Genomic DNA, 20,208 nt, shown 5'->3' with positions numbered 1-20,208 from the left:
TGAGAAGTTTGAAATTGGTGCAACGTATCGTAAGGAAGACAGTTTTGGCGCGATGGTCAATTATGCTATCAATCCCAACTTAAGAATTGGATATGCTTACGACCATGTCATTTCGGATTTGAAAGTCGCTACAACATCATCGCATGAAATCATATTGTTATTCGACTTAAACTTCCCGAAAAAAGTATCACAATCACCTAGATATTTCTAAAAACAAAAGCAACTTAACATGAAAAAAATTTATATAGCATTTAGTTTTGTGATGGCAATCAGCTCACTTAGCGCACAAAATGCAGCCACTAAAAAAGCCGATAAATTGTTTAATCGCTACGAATATGTTGCCGCGGCCGAAGAATATCTTAAGTTAGTTGATAAAGGCAAGTCTGATACCTACGTTTACAAGCAATTGGCCGATACGTATTTCAATATGTTCAACACGGCTGAAGCAGCAAAATGGTACGCCAAAGCAACTGAAACATCACAAGATGCCGAAACTTACTACCGTTACGCACAAATGCTAAAAGCCAACGGAAAATATGAAGAGTCAAACAAGCAAATGCAAAAATTTGCCTCATTGGCTCCAAACGATCAAAGAGCTAAAACGTTCAAAGAAAATCCGAACTATGTTCCAAAACTTCTTGACAAACAAAAGAGCTACGATGTAAAATCGTTGGAAATCAGTAGTGATAAATCAGACTTTGGAGCAGTTTTATACGACAACCAATTGTATTTCACCAGCGCCAGAAATGGCTCCAGAAAAGAATACGGATGGAATGAAGAACCATACTTAGATATCTACAAAGCGGATTACAATATTGATGGTACCATAACCAACGCTACAACAGTTAGTGAACTCAATTCTAAATACCACGATGGACCAATAACCATCAGCGCAGATGGTAATACAGTGTATTTTGCGAGTGATAGTTTTAGAGAATCTTCTTTTGAAAAAGATAAAAAGAACAATCTTAAGCTTGGAAGAAACAATTTATATGTTGCTACTAAAGACAACGGAAAATGGGGTAAAGCGATTTCATTAGCGTTTAACAGTAAAGATTATTCAACAAGCAACCCTAGTTTAAGCCGAGATGGTAAAACGTTATATTTCTCTTCTGATATGCCAGCAAGCTTGGGCGGTGTTGATATTTGGAAAGTTGCTGTTAATGCTGACGGAAGCGTTGGAACTCCGGAAAATTTAGGAGCGAAAGTCAATACAGAAGGCAATGAGAGTTTTCCTTTTATCGCTGATGATAATAACACATTGTTCTTCGCATCAAGCGGGAAACAAGGTTTGGGCGGTTTGGATGTATTTCAAATTGATTTAAGCAAAGGAACTCCGGCAACAAATGTTGGTAAACCCGTTAATACAGAAAAAGACGACTTTGGATTTACATTCAACAAAGCTAAAAACTTAGGCTTCTTTGCCAGTAACCGTAATGGAAACGATGATATCTTCTCGGCAACTCCAATTTGTGGCGTGGAAGTACTTACAATCGTAACCAATGCTAAAACAGGAGCCATACTTGCTAATGCAAGCGTTTCTATCGTTGATGAAAAGAAAAACGTTATAGCTACGAAAACAACCAACGAAAAAGGAGAAGTGTCTTATGATGTAGAATGTGAGAAATCATACAGCATTCAAGCGTCTAAAGACGGATTTGAGGGCAACACATTTGCTGTGAATAAAACCAAAGGCGGACAAACTAAAATTGATGCCGCATTACAACCAATCGATGTGATTGTGACTGAAACTGAGATTGTATTGAATCCTATTTACTTTGAATACAACAAAAGCAACATTACTCAAGAAGGTGCTTTTGAGTTGGATAAATTAGTTCAAGTAATGAAGAACAATGACAAATTGGTCATCTTAGCCAAATCGCACACAGATAACAGAGGAAGCGATGTATATAACTTGAATTTATCAGATAGAAGAGCTAAAGCAACAAGACAATATATCCTTTCAAAAGGAATTGCTGCCAATAGAATTTCTGCAAAAGGAATGGGAGAAATTGAACCGAAAGTAGATTGTAAAGAAGCTTGTACAGAAGAGCAATATGCACAAAACAGACGTTCTGAATTCTTGATAGTGAAGTAATATTCTTAACCCAATTATATTTTAAAAAGCCGGACTTAACGTTCGGTTTTTTTGTTATAAATTGTTTCATTGGTTTAACTTCATGGGCACAAATTAGATTAGTCTTTAATCTAGAAATGCTTTTATACTTTGTGCCTCAGTGTTTTGGTGAGAAAATAATTATCCCACAAAGGCGCTAAGAAATTTGATATTGATTGAATCGATTTTTAATTTAAATACGATACATTATTTGAAATTAATAATCATACCTACACCAAGCTGTTTTCCGTTATAAAAAGGAGCCATGATAGCACCAACATTTTTCTTAGATTTAAAAAAATGATTTTTAATGTAAGGGAAAATCCAATAAGCAATTTTGGTACTCAAGATTCCTATTCCTGCACCCATAGCCACGTCAGACAACCAATGTCGACCGTTGTAAATTCTAAAGAAACCTGTACCTGCAGCGACGGCATAACCTGAAATACCATACCATATATTTACATCTTTATATTCTTGCCATAAAAACTCTGCGCCTGAAAACGCTGTAGCAGTATGTCCTGAAGGAAAAGAATTATTAGCACTTCCATCAGGCCGTTCTACTTTTGTTAAACCTTTTAAACTCATAACGGAACCTGACATCAGCAAATAAGAAGTAGCTAAAATAATCGATCGGTCTTTCAAGTTGTGTTTGCCATCAATGCCAACATTATTCAACACATAAACCGATGCTGCCGGAAAATATTGCGAGAAATCATCAATGGTAATTTTCTCGTCGATATTTTCTTTTAATTCATCTCGAACAGAGGTATTGATGAGTTTCAAATAATCACTTTCTATAGCAACGATTCCGTAAGTCATTAGCACGGCAGGAATGATTAATTGTTTCGGAGTGAATTTCAAATTTTCAGTAGTCCGTTTTTTAATGCTGTCATTGATGATGTTGACTTGTGCTAAAACGATTGTTGGCAATATTAAAAAGTAAAAAATGGCGACTATTTTTCTCATACAGTATTAACGCAATTTGATTTTAAAAATTACCAATTATTGTTTTCAGATTGATATTAAAAATGTTTGCGCAATCTTATAAATAAAAAAAGAGGCTGTTAGGCCTCTCTTTTAAAATATACAAAATAAATTAGTTTACCTTAATATCATCAATTTCGATAGTGGTTGTTTTCCCGGTAGTTCCATCATATTCGAAAATGAAATATCCATTACCGGTTAACGCTGCAGGAATGTTATAATCTCCACTTGGAGTGAAGCCAGAAGCATAGCCAGTGGCTGTATCCGGTCTTCCGTCAGCAATTATAAAGTTAGAAGTAATATCAACTAAGGTTGCTTGAGAAATTCCGTTAGCAGGCGTAAAATCGGTTGAATAATATACTTTCAAAGGCACACCATCATTGTATCCATCTAATGAGGTAAAAGAAAATTTATTGGCTGCGGTAAAGTCAACAGGTACAACAAAATAGTTTTTAGTACATCCATTATTAAAAGCAGAAGTTTGAATGTATTTTTTACTGCTGAAAGTGGCCACTTCCCAATATTTAGTTCCAACGGTAACGGCATTAATATATTTAGGAAGCACAGCTCCTGTAGTTGTAGTAGAATAACTTTCAAAAGTTTCTGTGAATGCTCCGGAATAAGTAAGAGCCGTTCCTCCAAGGGCTGGAGTTGGTGTTGCTACTCTTGGATTAGTGAATTTGACATCTCTTTCCGTTCTTAGAATAATTTGGTATCCGCTGTTATATTTTGATAAAACACCTCTAATTTTTCCGTTTCCAGAAGGAACGCTATAACCTGCAAAATTGGCAAAACGACTTGTTCTGACATCCAAAGTTGTTCCTGAGCCTGTCCAGATTTTTAAAGATGTATCAAAATCTTTTTTACTATAGGTTGCACAATCTGATTTAAATTGAACACCATCAATTTCAACAAGTGTATTCAAATAAGTGTCGTTCAATGCTTGTGCTAATGTTAGATGTTTAACATAAGTGTCTTCACCTACAATATCACATGAAGGGATAAGATGCTCTGAAAGCTTGCCGACAGAAAGTCTGTCAACAGCATAAATATCTGTTGGAGGCGCTCCAAAAACCAAACCTCTTGCATAAGAAGACGGATTAGCATAAGCCAAACCATTTAATTTTAAAAACACTTTTTTCCCGGGTTGGTAACCTGTAGTGTAAAGATTGTAAGCGTCTACAGACAAGTTATATCCTCTAGAACCATCGGTAGGTTGAACATACATGCTTTTGAAGAAATTTCCGCCTTCATCACTTGAAATTACATAGCCTTCTATATAGTCAAGAATTTCAGGACTTGTTGGATCGCCCGGAATAGAATAATTATGGTAAACGACCGTTGCATCAGGACTCGCACCTGTAGGAGCAGTAGCCCATAAGGCAGCCACTTCTTTAGTTTTTGCCAATCCAGGATTGACACATTCCGCAGAAGCCGGAGCATCATAATGATCTTTTTCTGTACAGCTTGAAAACAAGCCAATCATTGAAGTAATGATAAACAGATTTATTATTTTATTTTTCATAACGCTAATTTTTTAAAAAGTTAAATATACATTGACCATATAAGTTCTTCCATATCCGTAGAAATATTTAGGCCCAAATACGCTAGGTCCTGTACTTTGGTGGTCTTCATAATCTTGAGTATAATTACCGTTTCTAGATTGTTCGAAACCACCGGTTTTGTAGGTAATGTCAAAAACATTATTAATATTCGCAAAAAGACCCAAAGTATAAGTATTCTTAAATCTCCACGATTTTCCGCCTACTAAATTACATAAAAAGAACTCATCAAACTTTTCCTGTTTCAAATATTGGTCGGCAAGACTCTGATCAATTGGCCGGTAGTTAATTGGAAAACCATTAGGATCGAGACTAGTGGTGTCATAATAGTTACTTGTTCTCTTAACGGTAGAAACATCAAGATAATTGTCCGACAAGAAGTTTGCGTTGGCTCCGATCCACCAAAATTTAGGATCTCTGTATTCAATTCCCAAAGAATATGCCTGTTGTGGCATTCCAGGAAGTTTATATCCTTTCATATCGGCTTGTTTATAATCAATTCCGTCAGGAAATTCGGCCGCAGCATTATCAACGAATAAGGTTACATTTGGTTTATTAGTATAGGTGTAATCGCCGTAAGCAGCCACTCCTGTGACTTTAATTGTTGAAGTAATTTGATATTCTAAACCAACTTCACCACCACGATTTCTTTTGTTAATTCCGGTAACAACTTCCGAAACAAATGAGTTACCATTGGAAAGACCATCGGCATAGTAAAAATTGATATCCGTAGAGTTTAATGTTTCAGAGAAATAAGCTGTAAAACGCGCTTTGAATTTAGGCGCTTTGATGATATAACTCACATCGCCACCACTGATGGTTTCATTAGTAATGTTAGACGTTATGGTGTTGTTGACACGCGCATTAGAGAAAACGTCTTTAGTATTAGGTGCTTTCGACATATAAATAGCGTTGAAATCAAGGAATTGTCGCCCAGTTATTTTATAGGTCAGACCACCTTTGAATCCGAAGTTGTCAAATTTAGCTTTCTCGCTTTTACCATAAGAATTTTCAGGATAATATCCGTTTTTGTACAATCCTTCTCTTTGGTATACCGAACGAGAGAACATTTCTGCGAGGTAAAAATCTACTTTTTTGTACGTAAATTTAAATTGTGTAAAAGCATCGATTCTGGTTGCATCTATATTATAGTTGTAACCAAAATGATCATAAGGCTTAACTTGTCTGAATGGATGGTTTAAATCTGATTGTTGTTGCTCTCCAAATCCAAATGTGCTGATATCCGTAAAATAAGTTCCTCCCAAAAGATCCAACATGTTTTTGAAGTTTTTGGTGTGGGAATTCATATAAGTCGCTCCGGCATTCAAGAAAATATTGTCAGACAATTTCGAATTGATATTGGTATTCGCAGTCAAGATATTCTCATCATTACGGTCTTCATATAATACGATTCGACTTCCATTGGCAATATTATCTTGATTGACGCGATAAATGCTCTGCCAGTCGAGTTGTTTTTTGACAAGGAATGGCGTATATTGAGGATCTGCTGCACGATTTATATATTCCGGAGTGTTGCCAAGAAATGCGCCGGGAACGCCATCATTAGGAGACTCAAAAGAATTTGCCCAGTAGCTAGGCAGATTTTTATAATACGTTGGGTCAGGATTATTGACTTTAGTGTAATCGAGACGACTGTTTCCAATCTCTCCAATTTGGTAAGAAACAGTTGTGTTGATATTTGTTTTTGGGTTAACTTTCCAGAAATGCTCCAACATCAACAAAGGCTCTTGAGAGTTTTTAACTCTTGAATTTCTTTTTTCACCATCTTGAAAACCCCAATAAGAGTTATATTTTACATCAGTCAAATCTGTTGTTTCTTCTGTATTTGGTGAGTTTTTACCTCTTTTATTTTGAGCTAAAATGGCTGTTAAGTTTAAACTGTGCTTTTCGTTGATTTTTTTCTCAACACTAGCAAATACAGAATTGGCACTATAGGTTGTTCCGTCAAAATAACCTTCTTCAGCCCAACGTCTACCGGCAGAAACCACAAAAGCCCAATTGTTTTTATTGAACCCTGATGCGTGTGTTGCCATGGCTCTAAAATTATAATTGGTATTGGTGCTAAGAAATGAAAGGCGTGTGCCCGGACGGTATATGGATGCTCTTGTATTAATTTCTTGCGTTCCTGCAACACCACCAAAAACATAGTCTGAAGGCGCAGAACCATTAGTGAATTCTTGATTACGGGTTGCATCATTCAATCCACCCCAATCACCATATTGTGGTCTTCCGTCGCCAACACGATTCATCGTAATTCCATTGATCATTACATTCGAATACTCGTTATCGATACCTCTAACGCTGAATCTTGCTTGTCCAAAATTATAAGCGGCAGCTTGTAAAAAGACATCTCGAGATGATTGTAATAAACTGGCAGTACTTTCAGAACTGTTTCCTTCATCACCCAAATCGCTTTCTGTAATAGCAATTAAACTGTTTTGCTGCTCTGTGGTAATGTCTTCTTCTAAAACAACAGTACCTAAGTCTTGCATTTTCCCGGCGATAATTTCAACCTGAACCAATTGGTCTTTAAATCCTTGGGTTTTAATTTGTAATAATTGATTTCCTGGAGCAACATCATTAAATGTAAATTTCCCAGACACATCTGTCGTTTGGGTTAAGTTCGTGTTTTGAATTGTTGCAACAACGTTTTGTAACGGTTTTTGCGTTTTTGAATCGACAACTTTTCCGGTAACTCCCGTAAGCGTTTGTGCAAAACCAAAAAGCACTTGCATTACAAATAATGTACTAATAACAAGTTTTTTCATAAATAATATAAATTAATTCGTCTGTTTATAAGAATAATTATTTCTTAACGGACGCAAATGTACCTATTAAATTAATATTAATTACTTTTACAGCCAAGTTTGTGTTAAACTTGACAGTAAATTAATATTATTAAAATATGAAAATTAGAAATGTCGCCGTTTTTTTATTCCTTCTTTTTATTGTTGGAAGTGCGAAATCACAACAGAAAAAATTTGTAGTGCATACAGTAGCTTTCTACAATTTTGAAAATTTATTCGACACCATCAACCAAGCAAACAATGATGAAGAATGGTTGCCTAGAGGCGCTCAAAATTGGACATCAAAAAAATACCATCAAAAATTAGAAAACCTTGCCCGCGTTTTGTCAGAAATCGGCACAGGTGAAAATCCCAATTCCCCTACTTTTATTGGCGGTGCTGAAATCGAAAACAGAGGCGTTTTAGAAGATTTAATCAAACAACCTAAATTAGCCGTAAATGATTATGGTATTGTGCACTTCGAATCTCCTGATAAAAGAGGTATTGATGTGGCATTATTGTACCAGAAGAAACATTTCAAACCAACAAGCTCTGTTAATATTCCGTTACTGATTTATAGAAACGCAACAAAAGAAAAAGATAAAGAAACCGAAGAAGATAAAGCCGATAAAGATAAAATCGAAGCCAAAACCGGAGAAAGAGTTTATACGAGAGACATTCTTTTAGTAACTGGTTTTCTCGACGGTGAAGAAGTCAACATCATGGTCAATCACTGGCCATCACGTTCAGGCGGTGAGAAAAAAAGCAGTCCATTCCGAGAAGCAGCCGGAAGATTGGATCGAAAAATAATGGATTCGATTTATAAAATCAATCCCAACGCCAAAATTATCAACATGGGCGATTTGAATGACGGAACCTACAACAAAAGTGTAAAAGAAGGTATCGGTGCCAAACGTAAAAAAGAAGAAGTTAAAGAATTTGGGGTATACAACCCATTCGAACAAATGGCAAAAGACGGAAATTGTACTTTGTTTTACCGCGATGCCGGAGATATCTTCGATCAGATCATGGTTTCAGAAACCTTAATCAAAACCGATTATTCTTCTTTCCGTTATTGGAAAGCTGGAATCTACAACAAACCTTATATGATTACCACAACAGGCGCATACAAAGGTTACCCGCTAAGACATGGCGCCAACGAAATCGGTTTCAGCGACCACTTTCCGGCATACATTTATCTCATCAAAGAAGCAAAATAAAACCAAAGGATAGTGAAAGCTATCCTTTTTTTATTGATTCAAAAATCAATTCGTGATAATGGGTGAAATTCGTGTTACCTTTTTTAAATCGCATTTATTTCAATACCTTAGCAACACCAATCTCAATCTCATGAAAACCCAAAAACCTTTCAATCTCAACCAATGGATTGACGAAAACCGACACCTGCTCAAACCTCCGGTAGGCAACAAAAACATCTATGTGCATTCCCAAGATTATATCGTCATGATTGTCGCCGGACCCAACGCCAGAAAAGATTATCACTACAACGAAACCGAAGAATTGTTCTACCAACTCGAAGGCAACATCAAAGTCATCATCCAAGAAAACGGCGAGCGCAAAGAAATGGAACTGCATGCCGGTGATATGTATCTGCATCCGGCTAAAACACCACATTCACCTGTGCGTTCCGAAAATTCCATCGGACTCGTCATCGAACGCAAACGCGCCGGTCAAGGATTCAAAGATGGTTTGCTTTGGTTTTGCGAAAACTGCAACCACAAACTCCACGAAGTCTATTTCGAACTCCACGATATCGAAAATGATTTCCTGCCGCATTACCAACATTTCTACAATTCTCTCGAACTGCGAACTTGCAACAACTGCGGCACCGTCATGGAAACCGATCCGCGCTATATTCAATAGGTTTTGTTTTAGAAGCCGGGAACCTGCTGTACGCTCTAATCTTTTGTGCTGAACGCCAGCACAAAAGGATAACCGCTTCCATCAGGGCTAGGGCAATTCGTCCCCATTTACTTTTACCAATTATTAACTATTAATTATTCATTATTAATTACTTTTGCCACGCAAACGATATAATAGAATAAAAATCATATTTATGACAACTACAATAGCAGAACAATTCGGCATGACCGAAGCCTTAAAACAATTGGGCATCAAAGCCATCAATGAAGGAACTTCTACGGGACAAAACAACTTTTCAAACGGAACACTTTTAGAATCTTTTTCACCAGTTGACGGTCAATTAATTGCAACCGTAAAAACATCCACAGCCGCCGATTACGAAAAAGTAATGCAAACCGCCACCGAAGCATTCAAAACATTTCGATTAATGCCGGCGCCACAACGCGGAGAAATCGTGCGCCAGTTCGGAGAAAAATTGCGTCAAAATAAAGAAGCCTTAGGAAAACTAGTTTCTTATGAAATGGGAAAATCGCTCCAAGAAGGTTATGGCGAAGTTCAAGAAATGATCGACATCTGTGATTTCGCAGTAGGATTGTCACGCCAACTACACGGACTCACAATGCACTCCGAACGCCCAGGGCACAGAATGTACGAACAATACCATCCAATGGGTGTAGTCGGAATCATCTCAGCATTCAATTTCCCGGTAGCCGTTTGGGCTTGGAACACAGCACTAGCCTGGATTTGCGGTGACGTTTGCGTTTGGAAACCATCCGAAAAAACACCACTATGCGGCATCGCTTGCCAAAATATCATCGCAGCAGTATTAAAAGAAAACAACCTTCCCGAAGGAATTTCTTGCCTAATCAACGGCGATTACAAAATAGGGGAATTAATGACTGCCGACAAACGCGTACCATTAGTTTCTGCAACAGGATCAACCCGAATGGGAAAAATCGTAGCACAAGCCGTTGCCGGACGTTTGGGAAAATCATTATTAGAATTAGGAGGAAACAATGCCATCATCGTAACGCCGGATGCCGATATCAAAATGACTGTTATTGGCGCTGTGTTTGGTGCCGTAGGAACTGCTGGACAAAGATGTACATCAACCCGTCGTTTAATCATCCACGAAAGTATTTACGATAAAGTAAAAGATGCGATTGTCGGCGCATACAAACAATTGCGTATCGGAAATCCATTAGACCAAAACAACCACGTCGGACCACTAATCGACACACATGCAGTTGAAATGTATAACGCAGCATTAACAAAAGTGGTAGCTGAAGGCGGAACAATATTAGTAGAAGGCGGTGTGCTTTCTGGCGAAGGATACGAAAGCGGTTGCTACGTAAAACCAGCGATTGCCGAAGCCAAAAATTCATTTGAAATCGTACAACACGAAACCTTTGCACCCGTATTATACTTATTAAAATATTCCGGCGAAGTAGAAAATGCCATCGACGTACAAAACGGTGTAGCACAAGGATTGTCTTCAGCCATTATGACGAACAACCTTCGTGAAGCCGAAAGATTTCTTTCAGTTTCGGGTTCAGATTGCGGAATAGCTAATGTCAATATCGGAACTTCTGGCGCAGAAATTGGCGGCGCTTTCGGTGGTGAAAAAGAAACCGGCGGCGGTCGTGAATCAGGTTCCGATGCCTGGAAAATCTACATGAGAAGACAAACCAACACCATCAATTATACGACAAGTTTGCCTTTGGCACAAGGAATCAAATTTGATTTGTAATAGATGTCGTGTTAACTTTTAAGCATAAAAAAAGCGACTTGTGAAAGTCGCTTTTTTGTTTGTATGAAAATACTATAAGTTAAAACTCGCACCTATATTAAACACGAATTGATTGTTGTAATGGTCAAAACCGTATACATCAGAATCGTATTTGGCAATTGGAAGCCCAGCTTCTGTAAAGATCCCAAATCCATCAGTGAAGAAATAACGAAAACCAAGATGCCCACCGAAATTACGCAATCCTAAATCCAATCCCGGATAAATATCCATTTTTTTATCGAGTTGAAATACGTTCCCTAAATTAGCATTAAAACGGGCTTTCAAATCGAAACGATCTCCAAAATCAGGTTTTTCACCCAAAATCTCAACAGTGCTTAAAAGATAAGTAGTCGTAAATCCAAACGACATGTTTTCGCCAACACCGTAATCTCCGGAAAAGAAAATTCCCGTTCCGTGATCTTGCAGATCGACACCCACTTGACCTTTAATATCGCCTTTTCCTTTATAAGCTTGCGCACTAACAAAAGAAATAGAACTTAACAATAATAGCGTAATAATTTTTTTCATGGTATCTAAATTAAATATTGGCAAATATAATAAGTTATAACTAATTTCTTCCGATTTCATTCGGGTATAAATCAGGCAGTGGATCACTCTGCCAATAAGTTTTGGTGTCAACATCTAAAACTGTTAACGGGCCTTTAAAGGCGGCACCGGTATCAACATTCCAAACACAAGCCATTTGAATCGGTGTAGTTTCTCCAATTTGGGTTACCGGCGTATGTCCGATATAAATTTCTTTATAAAGTTTTAACCTTCTAGGATACAATAGAGAATCGACACCCAAGCTTTTATCCAAAGACAATGCGGTTTCCCATAACGTTCGTTCCCAATAAAACAACTTCGGAAAATGTTCGGAAGTCACACCATTCATATTGGTAAATCCGGCATGAATGAATAATCTGTTTTGATTATCGAGATAATAGTTTTCTAAAGATTGTAAAAATAACACATGTCTTTTCTTGGTTTTGCTATCAACTTTAGCATATGCTTTTACAGTCGATTCACCACCATGCCGATACCACATTTGGTTGTCTTTGCTTTCGTGGAGCCAATGACAAAGCAATTCGTCATGATTACCACGCATGAAAATGCACGAATGTGTCGATTGCAATTGAATTAGAAAATCGAGTACTTGTGGCGATTCGCTCCAACCGTCAACATAATCGCCTAAAAAAATCAATCGATCTTGTGGTGTAATTTGGGCACGTTCAAAAATTTGATGCAACGCACGCAAACCGCCATGAATATCACCAATAACAAGAGTTCTCATAAACAAAGGTTCTGTTGCGACAAAAATAACTTAAAATATTTAACATAAAGGGCAGAAAAACTAGAACGCGGTTTCTTTTTCTTGAGATAGCTTTACGATATCAAATGACTCGAGACAATTTGTAAAACTCAATTTTTTATTTAACTTTAAATTTATTAGCCATGAAAAAATTATTTTTAGGTTTAATCGCCACAATGATGTTTTGTTTTGCAGGAAATGCGCAAACGAGTGTTTATTCAAAATCAAGTATGGTTGTTTTAGTAGGTCAAGCTAAAAAAGAATACACCAAAGGTGTATCATACCAAGATTGGGTAACAAAACAAATCGGAAACCAATCAAAACCATCTCCTCAAGAAGAAAAATTTCTAAAAGAGATCTATGGGTTTTTATCAACAGGAGCTAAGTCTGATGTTATCTATAAAAACTATGACGGGAATTCTTTAGTTGAGTTAGTGAAACTGGAACAAAATGGAGGCTTAACTGCAATAGGGGGAACTAATGCAAGATGTGGTTGGTGGTGTCAATTTATGTTTGACATTATCAAATTTGCCATTGAGTTGTTGGTTGATATGCCTTAATAGTACTTAAAAATGCAAAAGGGTTGTGTAAAATAAAACACAACCCTTTTTAAACAAATCCACATGAAAAAAATTCAATACTTATTGCTGTTATTAACACTAAGCTTTTGTTCAACAATAAAACAATTGAGTAACCAAAAAATAGCAGAAAACACGGGTTGTTCTACCATTGTGTTAGATGGAAAAAAAGTGTTATTGGATATGGAAATAGATCATGTAAAGACTAAATTTTTGCTTGATACTGGAGCAGGATTTTCAGTATTAGTAGATTCAACAATAGTAAAGGATTTCCAGAACAAGGAGTTTGGTTCGCTCGGTTCTGCAAAAGGTGCTGACAGAAAAAAAATCAAAAACAGGTTTTTTACAGTTGAATTGAATTGTGATTTATTCAAAAGCGAAAGCAAAGTTCTGTCATTCATTAATATGCCAACAAATAAATGCGCACAAGGGAAAAAAAGCTATACCGGAATTCTAGGAATTGACACTTTTTTCAATGAGGATTATATTATGCAATTAGATTTTACAAACAATAAAGTTTGTAACATCAACGGGCAACAATTCCAACAAAATCTCTCGAATAATCAGTATCAATTATTAAAATCAAAATGCAAAAGGAATCAAATTTTTGTTTATCTGAACATTGAAGGTAAAGAATATCCATTCAAAGTAGACACCGGTTATACCGGAAACATCGTCATGCCTTACGACGATAATTTAGATTTCAAAAACGAAAAAAAGATGGAACTTGAAGGCTCGCTTTTTCAAACAATTTCTTCTCACACGAACGGTCATGAAGTGATTTATGAAAAAATGCCGGTTGTTTTTGGGTCCTATAATTTGCAGGCAAAAATGACTGTTTCCACTTCCATAAAAGCACAAAACATCGGAATCGATTTTATCAAAGCCTTCGATTGGCTCATCGATTACAACCACAACAAAGTGTATATCAAACGCAATCAAAATCCAATTGAAAGCAATTTAAACAGAAAAGTTTCGTATTACGCCAAAGTCAATCAAGAGAAATTGTTGATTGTTGTCAAAGAAAAATCGCAAACCAAATACCAATTGGGCGATGAGATTATTACCGTCAACGGCCAAAAAGTTTCCGCAGAAAATCAATGTGGGCTTCAAGATTTGCTCAACAAAACCGATGATTGGAATACTTTGCAACTCGAAGTTGTTTCAAGCTTAAAATAAACGCCTTTTCAAAATGTACCCGCCATTCAAACCCATGGATTATGAAAACTCAAATCCTTTACACGACGCTATTTTTATTTTTGGCGACGCATGCTGCTGCGATTTTTTCTCCAAAAGAAACCAATCCCAATGACATTTTAGTCGAATTATCGCAATCCATTCAACGTATCAACGCACAATATGCGGAACTTTTTTTGATAAAAGAAAGACAATTGGTTGCGTTGAATCGCGAGTTAATTACAACAGAAAACCTTCAAAAGAAAGTCGATTTGTTGATTCAAAAAGATCAAATCCAAGATCAAATCCGACAATTGCAAAAAAGCAACGCGAATGACATTTCTAAAATCCGCTACCTCAAAGGTTTGCAAATCATCAAAATTCTGTATGAAAAAGTACTCAGTTTAGACCATCATTTTGCTTCCGTTCGAACTTTCAACGAAATCAGCAAAATCGCAAATCCGAACCAATATCCCGAATACAGTAAACTCAAAGAACTGGTTGCCGCCAAGAAAGACAAAAAAACAGGTTTTGAATTGACGACATTGTTAGGAGCCAATCCAATTACATCAGTCGTACAAACGTTTGGCAACATGATGACTTCATCGCTTTCGAAAGAAGAAAAGGAAAAAGAATTGGCGAAAGTAGAATGTATTTTAGATTTCACGTTGCGCATGCAAAATGACCTAAACACGATTTATTTTGAAACCGCTTTTCTGCAAAACAACAACGAAAAAATAAAGCAGGATATCGAAGTTTTGTTTAAAGAATACACCAAACCGATTGGTTATAATGCGACTTTGGAAAATTGCAGAATCAATGACGATTGGGAAAATCTGACGCAAAAAATGGAAGAGTATTTATCCAAAATGAAAGAAACTACAGGCACAGCGCAGTATAAAATGCAAGTCAATATGGATTTCCCGATTGATCGATTGCTGCAATTCATTTCACAATACAACAACTTCATCGATCAAGGCGGCAAGTTTTATGAGAAATTCAGCATCATTTTAAATAGTTATGAAAATGAAATGCAATGCGAATCGAAGCTGCCATTGGAATATAAAAAACTTAAAGCCGATATCAATGTAGCGATTGATAAGTTTAACGTAGCCTACAAACCTGTCGAAATCAACGGCACGAAAATGAAAGAAATTCTATACGGTTTGAACGAATTTGATTGAGAACATTACCATGAAAACAGCTATTTTCCTTTTATTGTGCTTATTGTCTTTGCAAAAAATCAGCGCACTCAACATAGTCCAAGTCAGCGTTTCTAATGTTTCTGAAAAATTGATCAATGTCAGTTTAAATACCGAAGCGGTTGAACTTTACTATTTCGACTCGTGGCAATATTCGATTTCTGAAAACACAATTACGATTGAAGCGCTTTTTATTCCGGGTTTCGGTTCGAATATCGCTTATTTGAATAATAATTTTCAGCTTCCGATCAATACGACTCAAACTGAAATTTATCATTTGGTGGTCAAGGCGTATTATACTTTCTACAAATCCGAAAATCTTCAAGATATGATTGAAGGTGCTTTTTCTACGCCTTTTTCCGGCATAGTTGTATTGTCAGATTCGACGTTGGCTTCAGCCGATTTTGTAAATCCTATCAACGGAGAATTGTTGATTGATACTAAAATTCGTTGCGTATGGATTTTCGACATCAACGGAAAATACATTGGAAACTTTAAAAACCGAAATGGAAAAATTACTTTGCAAAATTATGAGGACGGAATATATTTGGTTGGCTATTTCAAGCAGCAACGGTATACAACAATGAAAATCATTTTAAAAAAGCAATAATCATTGAATATCGTATTTCATTTTTCTTAAAATCCGCAACGCTTCTTTAAATGACAAATACACTTGTGAGAAAGGTTTCAACAACAATTTTGCGTCAATAAGTTTTTGTTTTGCATCTTCAAAACCGTTGAGGTAACAAATCATAAAAGTAGAAGGTAAATTCTCGAGATCTTTGTGTTCACGGTCATTTAACCCCGTTCCTTTTTGCAATTTATTGAGCAAAGCAATATTAGAATTGTAGATATGAAACAGCATTTTCTTATTGAATTCCGGCGGTTCAAATAAAATCTCACGGTCAATTTTATAATAACCATTGTCAAAAAACCGAAGCGTTTGTTGCTCTAACGGATAATAACTCGTCTTGTCATTCAAACCCAAAGGCACATATTCGGTAATCGTAAAAGTGTTCTCGTCGTAAGTAATTGTCACTTCATCCTGAGCGGAGTAAAACAATTTAACTTGTTCATTAATAAGCTCAATATCCACGCGTGATAAGAAGGTTTTGTCACGCACGTTTTTCGGAATCCCCGCCCAACAAATCACAAACAATTCTTTAAAGACTTTATACTTCGAAGCCATGTCTTTGTGGCGGAAATTCATAAAATCAATCACGCCGTCAAGGGTATAACCGACGCTGTTTCTAGAATTATTTTCAATGCTGATAACGGTTGCGGTGTTTTGGTAATTTTTTTCAAACTTGCCTTCAAGTGGCATCGTGTTGCTGCCGGTACGCACAAAAATGGTGTTTGGTAATATCGTATGAATGCCTTTTTTGAAAAAAGAAGTTCTGTTTTTAGGTTTAATCGTCACCAAACCAACCACTTTGTCTTTAGGCAAATTCGGAAACGGCACATTTTCATATTGAATCTTCGGTGGGTTTTCCAAAAACGCATTGACTAAATTCTGAATGCGGCTGTCATCAAAAAAATCATCACCAACAATTTCGTTGTCTTGGTCTTCAACGCCAACTACAATATATGAATTGTTCGTCGGATTCGAATTGGATAAAGCACAAATATGTTTGAGGAATTTCGCTTTGCCTTCACGTGAATGCAAATTCAACTGCCGTTTTTTGTCATAAAAACTGCACTCATCATTGTGAGCCAAAAGGTTTTTAATTAAAAGACGTTTGTTAATCATGACGCAGTTGTGGCATTAAGGCACTTTGGTTCCAGTACTTTCCACCCAAATCGCAAACCAATCTTGCAGTTCAAGTTCGATGGTTGTGGCTTGCATCAATTGTGAAATCCTGGTTTTATCTGTCGTGCCACAAACAGGAAGAATTCCGGATGGATGTTTTAGAATCCATGCCAATAAGAGAACGTCAATTGTAGTTTCATATTTCAATGCCAATGCTGTAGCTAATGTTCTGACACGACTCGATTGTTCGTCATCGCCTTTAAATACGGAGCCTAACGGATTCCAAGCCATCGGTTTGATTTTGTTGATTTGCATATAATCCAAACTGCCGTCGAGCATGGCATTTAAATGGGTTGTCGAAAATTGTATTTGATTGTAATTGACTTTCATCTTGGTTTGAATCAAATCCGTTTGCATTGGAGTGAAATTCGACACACCAAAATCTAAAATTTTTCCGTCACTTTTTAATTGGATAATCGCTTCGGCAATTTCATCGGCTTGCATCAATGGACTTGGGCGATGCAATAAAAGTAAATCGAGATAATCCGTTTTGAGGTTTTTCAAAGAGGTTTCAACAGACCAAATGATATACGATTTTGAATAATCATAATGTTTGATTTTGTTGTCGCGGTTTTCAGATTGATATTGAATGCCGCATTTCGAAATCAATTGAATTTTTTGCCTATCAATTTTGCTTTCTGTAAATGCATTTCCAAAAGAAGCTTCTGTGGTATAACCGCCATAAATATCAGCATGGTCAAAAGTCGAAATTCCGTTTTCGAGACAACAATGCATCATGTCAATCATTTCATTTGTGTTGAGGTTTTTGCCCCAAATGCCCCACGTCATCGTTCCGGCAATAATCTTAGAAAAAGGTGTTTTATTCATGGTTTGATTTTAGGCTTTGAAAGGCTTGAAAATACTATTCTGGCCTTTAATTTTTAGAGTTCTTAAAAATATAAAAATAGTATCACAATTCCTCCTTAAAATTGAGGGTTTGTCAGAAGTTTTAACCATTTTTTAACATCTTACTTCTAAAAAAAAATTCAATTTGCACCGTGTAAAATTAACATATACAAATCACGGGATTAAAAACAAGGAAATGGAAGAAACTACAACGACGCTGGATATTCGAGCGATTAATGAAAAGATAGAAAGAGAAAGTGCTTTTATCGATTTGCTTACAATGGAAATGAACAAAGTAATTGTAGGCCAAAAGCACATGATAGAACGTTTGCTGATTGGACTTTTAGGACAAGGACACATTCTTTTGGAAGGTGTTCCCGGGTTAGCAAAAACTTTGGCCATTAATACTTTGGCGAAAGCAGTTCACGGATCGTTTAGCAGAATTCAATTTACGCCAGATTTGTTGCCGGCCGATGTTGTTGGAACCATGATTTACAACATCAAACAAAACGAATTCTCGATTAAAAAAGGACCCATTTTTGCTAATTTCGTGTTAGCGGATGAGATTAATAGAGCGCCTGCAAAAGTTCAATCAGCTTTGCTTGAAGCGATGCAGGAAAAACAAGTTACCATTGGCGACACCACATTCAAATTAGACAAACCGTTTTTAGTTTTAGCAACTCAAAATCCAATTGAGCAAGAAGGAACTTATCCGTTACCGGAAGCGCAAGTCGATCGTTTCATGCTCAAAACCGTTATCGATTACCCAAAAATGGAAGAAGAGCGTATGGTCATCCGTCAGAATTTAAGTGGCGCCTACGAACAAGTCAATCCTGTGGTTTCTGTAGAGCAAATTCTTCGCGCACAAGAAGCCGTTCGCGATGTTTACATGGATGAAAAAATCGAAAAATATATTTTAGATATTGTATTTGCTACGCGTAATCCTGAAAAATACAAATTAGAAAGCATCAAACATTTAATCAGTTTCGGCGCTTCTCCACGTGGCAGCATCAACTTGGCCAATGCTGCAAAATGCTACGCTTTCATCAAACGCCGAGGTTACGTAATTCCTGAAGATGTTCGTGCCGTAGTGCATGATGTATTGCGTCATCGTATTGGAATTACTTACGAAGCTGAAGCGGAAAACATCACCTCTGTCGACATCATCAACAAAATCGTCAACGAGGTCGAAGTACCTTAATGATTTCCAAAAACCTCAGAACCTTAGCGCCTTTGTGCCTTAGCGCCTAAAATATGGAAACAAAAGACCTTCTCAAAAAAGTACGAAAAATAGAAATCAAGACCCGAAGATTGAGCGATCATATCTTTTCGGGCGAATACCATACGTCGTTTAAAGGACGCGGAATGACTTTCTCCGAAGTGCGTCAATACCAATATGGCGACGACATTCGCGCGATTGATTGGAATGTGACGGCGCGATATAACGAACCTTACGTCAAAGTGTTTGAAGAAGAACGCGAACTCACGATGGTGCTCATGGTCGATATCAGTGGTTCGGAAAGTTTCGGTACTAAAAGTCAATTCAAGAAAGACATTGTGACTGAAATTGCAGCCACTATGGCTTTTTCGGCTACGCAAAACAATGACAAAATCGGATTGATTTTGTTTTCTGATCAAATCGAATTGTACATTCCACCTAAGAAAGGGCGTTCACACGTATTGCGAATCATTCGTGAACTCATAGAATTCCAACCGAAAAGCCACAAAACTGATTTGGCGCAGGCGTTGAAATTTCTTTCAGGAACACAAAAGAAGAAAGCGATTGTGTTTGTAATCTCTGATTTCATGTCAGATGACTACGAACAAACCTTAAAAATTGCGTCTAAAAAACACGACATCACAGGCATTCGCGTCTATGATATTCGCGAAGAAAAAATGCCAAACATCGGAATGGTTTCGATGCAGGATGCGGAAACAGGTCAAGTGCAATGGATTAATACAAGTTCAAAATCAGTGCGTTTGAATTATGAAAAGTACTACCACGATAAAATCAATTACTTTAAAGAAACGTTCAGTAAATCGGGTTCAGGCGTTGTTAATACGAGAGTTGATGAAAGCTACGTGACCAAATTATTAAGTTATTTCAAATCGAGATAAATTCCAATCCAGACTTCAAAA

18 protein-coding genes are annotated in these 20,208 nt (G+C 36.9%); 11 read left to right on the top strand and 7 right to left on the bottom strand.

Annotated elements, in window-relative coordinates; translation table 11 throughout:
- Positions 1-211 (top strand): type IX secretion system membrane protein PorP/SprF (locus RMO03_RS11625; protein WP_309642273.1); only part of this gene is annotated, 211 nt, incomplete at its 5' end.
- Between the two features lie 18 nt (positions 212-229).
- On the top strand, positions 230-2,098 hold the full coding sequence (locus tag RMO03_RS11620; RefSeq protein WP_309642272.1) for an OmpA family protein: 1,869 nt from the start codon (positions 230-232) through the stop codon (positions 2,096-2,098).
- A 225-nt stretch (positions 2,099-2,323) separates the two neighbouring features.
- On the opposite strand, the gene RMO03_RS11615 is transcribed toward RMO03_RS11620, so the two are convergent.
- The 3 genes from RMO03_RS11615 to RMO03_RS11605 form a co-directional block, all read right to left on the bottom strand.
- Positions 2,324-3,085, bottom strand: coding sequence for a phosphatase PAP2 family protein (locus tag RMO03_RS11615; RefSeq protein ID WP_309642271.1), 762 nt, complete (start codon positions 3,083-3,085; stop codon positions 2,324-2,326).
- A 130-nt stretch (positions 3,086-3,215) separates the two neighbouring features.
- Positions 3,216-4,628: a DUF5689 domain-containing protein gene (locus tag RMO03_RS11610; RefSeq protein WP_309642270.1), complete on the bottom strand. Its 1,413-nt coding sequence runs from the start codon at positions 4,626-4,628 to the stop codon at positions 3,216-3,218.
- A gap of 12 nt (positions 4,629-4,640) precedes the next feature.
- Positions 4,641-7,454, bottom strand: coding sequence for a TonB-dependent receptor (locus RMO03_RS11605; RefSeq protein WP_309642269.1), 2,814 nt, complete (start codon positions 7,452-7,454; stop codon positions 4,641-4,643).
- Between the two features lie 137 nt (positions 7,455-7,591).
- Between RMO03_RS11605 and RMO03_RS11600 the strand changes: the two genes are divergently transcribed.
- The 3 genes from RMO03_RS11600 to RMO03_RS11590 all read left to right on the top strand — a co-directional run bounded on the left by RMO03_RS11600 (position 7,592) and on the right by RMO03_RS11590 (position 11,106).
- Complete coding sequence (locus RMO03_RS11600) at positions 7,592-8,692, top strand: endonuclease/exonuclease/phosphatase family protein (RefSeq protein WP_309642268.1); 1,101 nt, start codon at positions 7,592-7,594, stop codon at positions 8,690-8,692.
- A 130-nt stretch (positions 8,693-8,822) separates the two neighbouring features.
- Positions 8,823-9,356 carry a 3-hydroxyanthranilate 3,4-dioxygenase gene (locus RMO03_RS11595; protein WP_309642267.1) on the top strand — a complete coding sequence of 178 codons (534 nt, stop codon included), beginning with the start codon at positions 8,823-8,825 and terminating at the stop codon, positions 9,354-9,356.
- Between the two features lie 193 nt (positions 9,357-9,549).
- Positions 9,550-11,106 (top strand): aldehyde dehydrogenase family protein, encoded by a 1,557-nt coding sequence (locus tag RMO03_RS11590; protein ID WP_309642266.1) that lies wholly within the window; start codon positions 9,550-9,552, stop codon positions 11,104-11,106.
- A gap of 72 nt (positions 11,107-11,178) precedes the next feature.
- On the opposite strand, the gene RMO03_RS11585 is transcribed toward RMO03_RS11590, so the two are convergent.
- Positions 11,179-11,673 (bottom strand): DUF6646 family protein, encoded by a 495-nt coding sequence (locus RMO03_RS11585; RefSeq protein WP_309642265.1) that lies wholly within the window; start codon positions 11,671-11,673, stop codon positions 11,179-11,181.
- 40 nt (positions 11,674-11,713) lie between these two features.
- A complete protein-coding gene (locus tag RMO03_RS11580) occupies positions 11,714-12,439 on the bottom strand; it encodes a metallophosphoesterase (RefSeq protein WP_309642264.1) in 726 nt (241 codons plus the stop codon).
- Positions 12,440-12,600: 161 nt separating this feature from the next.
- Here RMO03_RS11580 and RMO03_RS11575 point away from each other — a divergent pair, with 161 nt between their 5' ends.
- The 4 genes from RMO03_RS11575 to RMO03_RS11560 all read left to right on the top strand — a co-directional run bounded on the left by RMO03_RS11575 (position 12,601) and on the right by RMO03_RS11560 (position 16,023).
- A complete protein-coding gene (locus RMO03_RS11575; protein ID WP_309642263.1) occupies positions 12,601-13,017 on the top strand; it encodes a hypothetical protein in 417 nt (138 codons plus the stop codon).
- Positions 13,018-13,080: 63 nt separating this feature from the next.
- Entirely contained in the window at positions 13,081-14,214 is a 1,134-nt protein-coding gene (locus RMO03_RS11570) for a hypothetical protein (protein ID WP_309642262.1), read from the top strand.
- Between the two features lie 41 nt (positions 14,215-14,255).
- Positions 14,256-15,395, top strand: a complete 1,140-nt coding sequence (locus RMO03_RS11565) for a hypothetical protein (protein ID WP_309642261.1) — start codon at positions 14,256-14,258, stop codon at positions 15,393-15,395.
- A gap of 10 nt (positions 15,396-15,405) precedes the next feature.
- Complete coding sequence (locus RMO03_RS11560) at positions 15,406-16,023, top strand: T9SS type A sorting domain-containing protein (RefSeq protein ID WP_309642260.1); 618 nt, start codon at positions 15,406-15,408, stop codon at positions 16,021-16,023.
- Here the strand turns inward: RMO03_RS11560 and RMO03_RS11555 are convergent, their stop codons facing one another.
- Positions 16,024-17,163 (bottom strand): ATP-binding protein, encoded by a 1,140-nt coding sequence (locus RMO03_RS11555; RefSeq protein WP_309642259.1) that lies wholly within the window; start codon positions 17,161-17,163, stop codon positions 16,024-16,026. It lies immediately after the preceding gene.
- Between the two features lie 15 nt (positions 17,164-17,178).
- Positions 17,179-18,051, bottom strand: a complete 873-nt coding sequence (locus RMO03_RS11550; RefSeq protein ID WP_309642258.1) for an aldo/keto reductase — start codon at positions 18,049-18,051, stop codon at positions 17,179-17,181.
- A gap of 214 nt (positions 18,052-18,265) precedes the next feature.
- Here RMO03_RS11550 and RMO03_RS11545 point away from each other — a divergent pair, with 214 nt between their 5' ends.
- Together RMO03_RS11545 and RMO03_RS11540 are read left to right on the top strand one after the other, a co-directional pair.
- The gene (locus RMO03_RS11545) at positions 18,266-19,270 is read left to right on the top strand and encodes a MoxR family ATPase (RefSeq protein WP_309642257.1); all 1,005 of its coding nucleotides are present in this window, start codon (positions 18,266-18,268) and stop codon (positions 19,268-19,270) included.
- Positions 19,271-19,323: 53 nt separating this feature from the next.
- The gene (locus RMO03_RS11540) at positions 19,324-20,187 is read left to right on the top strand and encodes a DUF58 domain-containing protein (protein ID WP_309642256.1); all 864 of its coding nucleotides are present in this window, start codon (positions 19,324-19,326) and stop codon (positions 20,185-20,187) included.
- The last annotated feature ends 21 nt before the right edge of the window (positions 20,188-20,208 follow it).

The organism is Flavobacterium sp., assembly GCF_031411595.1.
Classification (GTDB): domain Bacteria; phylum Bacteroidota; class Bacteroidia; order Flavobacteriales; family Flavobacteriaceae; genus Flavobacterium.
This window is presented reverse-complemented; position numbering and strand designations above follow the sequence as displayed.